Source organism: Arthrobacter sp. HMWF013, assembly GCF_003061105.1.
Lineage (GTDB): Bacteria > Actinomycetota > Actinomycetes > Actinomycetales > Micrococcaceae > Arthrobacter.
Map to the genome: position 1 here is coordinate 8,140 of NZ_QAIQ01000692.1, position 396 is coordinate 8,535.

Below are 396 nucleotides of genomic sequence, written 5' to 3' on the forward strand. Positions count from 1 at the left end.
CGATGCCGGCTGCCGAGAGAACGTTAAAGGCGCCGGCAACCCACAGAATGGCGGTCAGCGCAGACCCCAGGAACGCGGGCAGGGCGTAGATGTCCTTCGGGTTGAAGAGTTCCGGCACCTCGTTGGCTGTGACGTCCCGCAGCAGCCCGCCGCCCACCGCCGTCATCACGCCCAGCAGCACCGCAGCCACGGGGTGCATGCCCACAGCCAGGGCCTTGACCGTTCCGGTCATGCAGAAGAGGGCCAGCCCGCCGGCGTCGAACAGGGTCAGCAGCGACTTGAAACGCCTAACGCTGGTGTATAGGAAGTAGACCAGAACGGTGGCCAGCAGCGGCGGGAACAGGTAGGCGGGATTGGTGAAGGCGGCGGGCGGGCCGCTGTTGAGGATGAGGTCGC

General features: G+C 66.7%; 1 protein-coding gene. It reads right to left on the reverse strand.

The window, feature by feature from the left end; all coding sequences use genetic code 11:
• A partial coding sequence (locus DBR22_RS22520) for a trimeric intracellular cation channel family protein (RefSeq protein ID WP_258229408.1) occupies positions 1-396 on the reverse strand: 396 nt, incomplete at both ends.